The 6,255-nt window shown below is 68.5% G+C and carries 6 protein-coding genes; all 6 read right to left on the bottom strand.

Annotated features, from left to right (window positions below; genetic code table 11):
• Positions 1-166 precede the first annotated feature (166 nt).
• Positions 167-856, bottom strand: a complete 690-nt coding sequence (locus NK214_RS24545; RefSeq protein ID WP_107800705.1) for a Crp/Fnr family transcriptional regulator — start codon at positions 854-856, stop codon at positions 167-169.
• Positions 857-1,227: 371 nt separating this feature from the next.
• The gene (nirJ, locus tag NK214_RS24540) at positions 1,228-2,439 is read right to left on the bottom strand and encodes a heme d1 biosynthesis radical SAM protein NirJ (RefSeq protein WP_253315760.1); all 1,212 of its coding nucleotides are present in this window, start codon (positions 2,437-2,439) and stop codon (positions 1,228-1,230) included.
• A gap of 360 nt (positions 2,440-2,799) precedes the next feature.
• Positions 2,800-3,801 carry an Lrp/AsnC family transcriptional regulator gene (locus NK214_RS24535; protein ID WP_253315759.1) on the bottom strand — a complete coding sequence of 334 codons (1,002 nt, stop codon included), beginning with the start codon at positions 3,799-3,801 and terminating at the stop codon, positions 2,800-2,802.
• Positions 3,788-4,783, bottom strand: a complete 996-nt coding sequence (locus NK214_RS24530) for an Lrp/AsnC family transcriptional regulator (RefSeq protein ID WP_253315758.1) — start codon at positions 4,781-4,783, stop codon at positions 3,788-3,790. The genes NK214_RS24535 and NK214_RS24530 overlap by 14 nt, the downstream gene beginning before the upstream one ends.
• Positions 4,784-4,785: 2 nt before the next feature.
• The gene (locus NK214_RS24525) at positions 4,786-5,973 is read right to left on the bottom strand and encodes a cytochrome D1 domain-containing protein (RefSeq protein WP_253315757.1); all 1,188 of its coding nucleotides are present in this window, start codon (positions 5,971-5,973) and stop codon (positions 4,786-4,788) included.
• Positions 5,934-6,116, bottom strand: coding sequence for a cytochrome c (locus NK214_RS24520; protein ID WP_305883581.1), 183 nt, complete (start codon positions 6,114-6,116; stop codon positions 5,934-5,936). The genes NK214_RS24525 and NK214_RS24520 overlap by 40 nt, the downstream gene beginning before the upstream one ends.
• Positions 6,117-6,255 lie beyond the last annotated feature (139 nt).

Here is a 6,255-nt window from a genome sequence, read left to right as displayed (position 1 = left end):
ACCCTACGGTGGGGCCGTGTTTGGGGCCGCGTTTGGGTAGGGTGGGTGGAGCCGTCAGGCGATACCCACCAAATCGGTGGCTGTCCGGCGGACTGTGGCGTCGCACCCGTTTCCGCGTGGGTATCGCTGCGCTCCTCCCACCCTACGGTTGGGGGCGTGGGGCGTTTTAGGCGCAGCTGCCAAAGGCCTTCAGCTTGTCCACATCCACCAGCGTGATGTCGCGTCCGTCCACCTTGATCAGCTCCGCCTCGATCAACTGGTGCAACATCCGCGAGAAGGTTTCCGGGGTCAGGTTCAGCCGGGAGGCGATCAGGCTTTTATTCACCGGCAGCGAGACCTGCGGCGTGAGGCTGCCGCCGTCTTCCGGGAGGTGTTGCAGCAGATAGCCAATCACCCGCTGCAAGGAGCTTTCTATGGAGTAGCGCTCCACGTCCCGCACCAGGCCGTGCAGGCGCAGCGACAGGCCGGCCAGCAAGCGCCGGGCGAAGGCCGGGTCGTGGTCTATCGCTTGCAAGATGCCGGCCGCTTCCACCTTGAGCAGCATGCCGTCTTCCAGGAACTGGGCCATCACCGGGCAGGGCCGGCCCAGGAACATCACCGCCTCGGCGAAGCTTTGGCCGGGGTGGATGATTTCCATCACTTTTTCACTGCCCTGCGCCGAGGACAGCGCCAGCTTCACCCGGCCGTACACCACCAGGAACATGCCGTCGCAGGGGTCGCCCTTCTGGAAAATCACCTGGCCCTTGAGGCCGCGCAGTTCTTGGGTGTGCGGCACCAGCGCCTGGATCTGTTCCGGGGACAATTGCTGGAACAGCGGCTGGTGGCGCAGGAAGGATGGGATGTCCAGATGGCTCATGACGGTGTGGCTCGATAATGGCGGAGGCTTACACTATAAAAGCGCGCTCCGCCAAGGGCCATGGGCCATTGGCAGCAGCGGCCTAGTTCGATGTGATTAGAACCTGTTTACGATCTGCTGCGCGTCGTGGAGCGTTACACGGTGAGTACACCCTCAAAATGCTCATGTACCACTCGTACATTCCGCTTTTTCGATCGTTTTCGCCTTGTCTCGCTCTTGCTCGCGAGATCGTAAACACGTTCTTAGAAAAAATCTCGCCGGCCGCTTCAATATGTTGAAGCGTTGCATGGATAGGTGGGAAACCGCGTATTCGACGTTTTGAACCATCATCCCTCTCAAAGAGATCGTAAACAGGCTCTACGGCGCTCGCCTCAATGTTGGGCCGCCCGGCTCCACGGCGTCAGCTCCGGCCGCGCGTGGCGGCCCGGCTCCACACCGATTTCCGCATCGCTCAGATAACAGGCCGGGTCCGCCGCCCAAAAATCTCCGCTCAGCTCCCAGGCGCGCACCCGGGTATTGCCGTTGCAGATATCCAGGTGGCCACAAGCGCCGCAACGGCCGGCCACCGGGCGCGGGGATTGGCGCAGGCCGCTCATCAGCGGGTGTTGCGGCTGTTGCCATATCGCGGAAAACGGCCGTTCCCGCACATTGCCCAGCGTCACTTTCCACCACATGGTGTCCGGGTGGACGTTGCCCAGGTTGTCGATATTGGCGATGTGGACGCCGCTGGCGTTGCCGCCCCAGCGCCGCAGCGCCCGCAGCAGGGTGTCGGCGCGCTCCGGGTAATGCCGGCGCGCCCAGTGCAGCAGGTAGACGCCGTCCGCGTCGTTGTTGCCGGTGACGAAGTCCCGCGGCCGGCCGGCGTCCAGCTGGGCCAGCGCTTGCTGGATCAGCAGCTCCAGCGCCCAGCGGCTGCGGGCGTGGCGGGCGTCGTCCGCGCGGTGCTTGTTGCCGCGTCCGGCGTAGTTGAGGTGGGAGAAGTAGAACTTGTCGATGTCTTCGTCCGCCATCAGTTGCAGCAGCGCCGGCAGGTCCGCGGCGTTGTCTTCGGTCATGGTGTAGCGGATGCCCACTTTCAGGCCGGCGTCGCGCGCCAGCCGCAAGCCGCGCAGCGCCAGTTCAAAGCCGCCGTCCAGCCGCCGGAAGCGGTCGTGGGTGGCGCCGATGCCGTCCAGGCTGACGCCCACGTAGTCGAAGCCGATGTCGGCCAAGACGGAGACCTGATCTGGGTCCATCAGGGTGCCGTTGCTGGACAGGCCGATATAGAAGCCCAGCGCCTTGGCGCGCCGGGCGATGGCCGGCAGGTCCGGCCGCAGCAGCGGTTCGCCGCCGGACAGGATCAGCACGCGCACGCCGTAGGCGTGGAGATCGTCCAACACCGCATAGGCTTCGTCGGTGCTCAGTTCGCCGGCGAAGTCGCGGTTGGCGGAGGTGGAGTAGCAGTGCTGGCAGGTGAGGTTGCAGCGGCGGATCAGGTTCCAAATCACCACCGGGGCTTGCGGTCCGGCGGGCATGGCGCGCCCTGGCGGCGGAACCGCCGCCGGTTCGCGCAGCAGGCGCAGGTATTGGGTCAGTCGCAACATGGCCGGCTCCGTCGCGGGAAGATGGCTCAGTGTGCGGCCGGGGGCGGCGGCGGCTCCTTGATGCGGGTCAATGGAATCCGGCAACTAAGCCTGATTTGCATTAAGGCCGAGGACGCCGCTGGCAACATATCACAGCCAGTACATACCCGACGCGCCCCCACTCCCTTCAAGCCTGCCGTCGGGTGGCAGGCCCGAGGTCTTAAGCGGCAGCCCTGTTTGCAGCGATTTGACGCTAGCAAATTCCCCTTTCCGTTTTATTCCCTCGCGACGCTACGCTTGCCTCGCTCGATCAGGGCGGAACCGGCCCTAAATCATCATCCGCGCAGCGGATTCAAAACCACAAAGTTCAAAACCCGGTCCTCACAACCTCAAGCCCGTTTTCTTCAAAATCCGGCTGGAAAACAGCACCTCGTGGCCGCGGCAGGCTTCGCCCAGCAAGGCGCGCGCGTCGTCCACCGCGGCCAGCACCGCCGGCCGCTCGCTGCCGTGCAGCATGGCGAACAGATTGTACGGCCAGCCCGGCCGGCGCGGTCGGCGGTAGCAGTGGCTGACCGCGTCCAGGCCGCCCAGTTGCGCGCCCAGCGCGTCCACTTGCTCGTCGGCCACGTCGAACACCGCCATGCCGTTGGCCCGGTAGCCGATGGCGTAATGGTTGGGCACCGCGCCGATGCGGCGCACCACGCCCTGCTCCAGCCAGCGCGCCAGCCGCGCCGTCACTTCGGCCTCCGCCCAGCCCAGCCGCCGCGCAATGTCGCGGTAGGGCTGCCGGCACAGCGGCAGGCCGGCCTGGGTGGCGCGGATCAGCTTCCGGTCGTCTTCGCTCAGCGCGGCCGGCTCGCCCGTGCGCCGCGCGCCGGCGGCCGCGCCCACCGGGGCCGCGCCGCCCACCTGAAAATGCATGCCCACAAAGTATTCCCGCTCTTTGGGAAACAGGTTCACTTCCAGGCCGGTCACCAGTTCGATGCCGCGCCGGGCGGCGTCGATGGCGGCGGCGCTGTCCGCGGCCAGCACAAACCACATATTGAGCCGGTGTTCGCGGCGGTAGTTGTGCGCCACCGCCGGCAGCGCGTTGACGGCGGCGGCCACCTCATCGAAGCGCGCTTCCGGCGCGGCCAAGGCGGCCAGCACAAAGCGGCCGCCCAGGCGTTCTATCTGGTACATCGGCCCAAAGCGGCTGAGCACGCCGGCGTGCAGCAGTTGGCGCAAGCGCCGGATCAGGCCGTCTTCGCCCAGGCCCAGGCTGCGCCCGGCCGCCGCGTAGGGGCGCGACACCAGCGGGAAGCCGCCTTGCAGCCGGTCTATCAGCCGCGCGTCCAAGGCATCCAGCGTGTCCAGCATTGCCAGCGCTTCAGGCGTATCCATAACAGGCTCCGGTTTGTTTGTAGCGCCGGGTAGAGCGCAGCACCGCCTGCGGCAGCCGTTCCAGCCCGTGCCGGTGGCGGATGTCCGCCAGCACGGCGTCCAGGCTTTGCGCGTCGCGGGCGTGGACCATGGTGAACAGTTGGTAGGGCCAGTCCGGCGGACGCGGCGGACGTTCATAGCACAGGGTGATGGCCGGCTCCGCCGCCAGCGCCAGCGCCACGCGCTCGCGTTCGGCGTCGTCGTCTATCCGCCACACCCACATGGCGTTGGCTCGATAGCCCAGTTCCTGGTGGCGCACCACCATGCCGAAGCGGCGGATGACGCCTTGCTGCCGCCAGTGGGCGATTTGCGCCAGGGTCTGGGCCTCGCTCAGCGCGCATTGCGCGCCCAGCGCTTGATAAGGCCGCGGGGTCAGCGGCAGGCCCGGCGACAACGCCGCCAGCAGCCGCTGGCGCTGGCCGGCGGACAGGCCGGGGTCGTCCGCCGCCGCCGGCGCTTCCGCCGCCGCGGCGGACTCCGCCAGGAAGGAAAAGCCCAGGTCGATGTGGTATTCCCGCAGCAGCGGCAGGTCCAGCGGCGGGATGCCGGTGGCCAGGCGGATGCGGCTCAGCGCCGCGGCCACGCCGGCCGATGAGGCGGCGGCCACGACGAACCACAGATTGTAATGATGGTCCCGCCGGTAGTTGTGGTTGACCTCGCGCTGGCGGCTGACGAAGGCGGCCACTTCTTCCAGCCGCTCCGCCGGCGCCGCCATCGCCGCCAGGGTGCTGTTGCCCACGGTGTTGGGCGCGAACACCGCGCCGACGCGGGCCAGCAAGCCGGCCGCCTGGGCGTCTTGCAGCGCGGCCAGCAGCCGGGCTTCGCTCCAGCCCTCCTCCATGCCGGCGGCGAGCGCGGCGAAGGGGCGCGGCAGCAGCGGAAAACCGCGCTGGCTGCCGTTGATCAGCCGCAGCAGGGCCGGATCGGCGTCTGAAATAAGCATGGCTACATCCCGATGCGGCTGGCGCGCCAGCTGAAGAAGATGCCGGACGGGCTCTGCGCCGGCAGTTCGCGCAGCACTTTGAGGCTGGCGGTGTCCACCACCACCAGCTTGTCCTCGTCGCGGCTGGACAGCCATACCGCGTCGCCGCGCGGGGTGAACTCCATGTGCAGGATGGCCTTGCCCGGCTTCAGGGTGGCGATCACGCTGCGCGTGGGCACGTCGATGACTTGCACCTTGTCGTTGTCCGGGAAGGCGAAATTGACCCAGACCCGCCGGCCGGACGGTTCCGCCATCACGAACACCGGCTGGCCCAGCACCGGGACGGCGGCCTGTTGCGTCCAGCTGCGGTTGTCCGCCAGCAGCACTTCGTGGCGGCCGATGGCGGGCAGGAAGGCGTAATCGCCGGCCAGCGCCCAGCCGCGCAGATGCGGCATCTTGTACACCGGCAGCGGCTGCTGGCCGCGGCCGTAGCCGGCCAGGATGCGGCGCACGCCTTGTTCCGGCCGCCAGGTGTCCAGCAGGGACAGGCCGTCTTCGCCGTACAGCCCGGCCAGGAAGTAGCGGCCGTCCATGCTGGCCAGGCCGTCGTAGGGACGCTTGCCGGCGTCGCGGTAGCGGGTCAGTTTCGGCTGGGCCGGGTCGGCGGCGTCCAGCACATTGATTTCGTCGGCGTCGAACAGCGCGTAAACAAAGCGCCGGCCCGGCAGGTCCGCCAGGCCCACCACGCGCGAGGGCTTGCCGTCCGCGCCCGGCGCGGCGGGCACCGAGGCCAGCGGCGCCAGCGTGGCGGCGTCGAACAGGCGCACGCCGCCCGGCTGGTAGTTTTGCGCGGCCAGCACGCGGCCGTCCGAGGAGATGGCGCCGCCTATGCTGTTGCCGGCCTGCACCACGCGCCGTTCCAGCCGCCGGCGCAGCAGGTCCACCTTGCTGATGGCGCCGTCGCGGCCAAACACGTAGGCGTAACGCGCGTCGCGCGAGAACACCACCGAGGCGTGGGACAGATCGCCCAGCCCTTCCACCCGGCCCAGGCTTTCCGCGCGGGTATTGTCCACCACTTGCACGCTGCCGCTGGCGCGTTCTATCACCACGCCCAGGTCGCCGGTGCCGCGCGGCGCGGCGCAGCCGCCCAGCAGCGCGGCCAAGGCCGGGATCAGGGCGGCGCGCCCTGCTTTAACCAGTAAACCAGCCATATCGCTTCTTCTTCCGTCAGAAAAGGCCGCCAGGGCGGCATGGGCGTGCCGGGCCGGCCGGCCAGGATCACGGCGGCCAGGCCGGCGTCCGGTTTGTCCTTGAGCGCCTCCGGCGTCAGCGGACTGCCCAGGCCGCCGCGCAGGCTCAGGCCGTGGCAGGCGCCGCAGTCCTGGCGCGCCAGGTGGCGCAGCTGGGCCGCCCGCTCCGGAAGCGCTGCTCAAGCAGCACAACTGCCTGGCCTGCCACGCGCTGGACGCCAAGCTGGTGGGGCCGTCCTACCA

The organism is Chromobacterium sp. S0633 (genome assembly GCF_024158805.1).
Lineage (GTDB): Bacteria > Pseudomonadota > Gammaproteobacteria > Burkholderiales > Chromobacteriaceae > Chromobacterium.
The sequence above is the reverse complement of the archived record's forward strand: the minus strand, read 5'-3'. Positions and strand labels throughout refer to the sequence as shown.

What these genes read in the sequence shown, in the direction of transcription:
- NK214_RS24525 (WP_253315757.1), bottom strand. Translation starts at nt 5,973, where the DNA reads ATGGCTGGTTTACTGGTTAAAGCAGGGCGCGCCGCCCTGATCCCGGCC.
- NK214_RS24535 (WP_253315759.1), bottom strand. Translation starts at nt 3,801, where the DNA reads ATGGATACGCCTGAAGCGCTGGCAATGCTGGACACGCTGGATGCCTTG.
- NK214_RS24530 (WP_253315758.1), bottom strand. Translation starts at nt 4,783, where the DNA reads ATGCTTATTTCAGACGCCGATCCGGCCCTGCTGCGGCTGATCAACGGC.
- nirJ (WP_253315760.1), bottom strand. Translation starts at nt 2,439, where the DNA reads ATGTTGCGACTGACCCAATACCTGCGCCTGCTGCGCGAACCGGCGGCG.
- NK214_RS24545 (WP_107800705.1), bottom strand. Translation starts at nt 856, where the DNA reads ATGAGCCATCTGGACATCCCATCCTTCCTGCGCCACCAGCCGCTGTTC.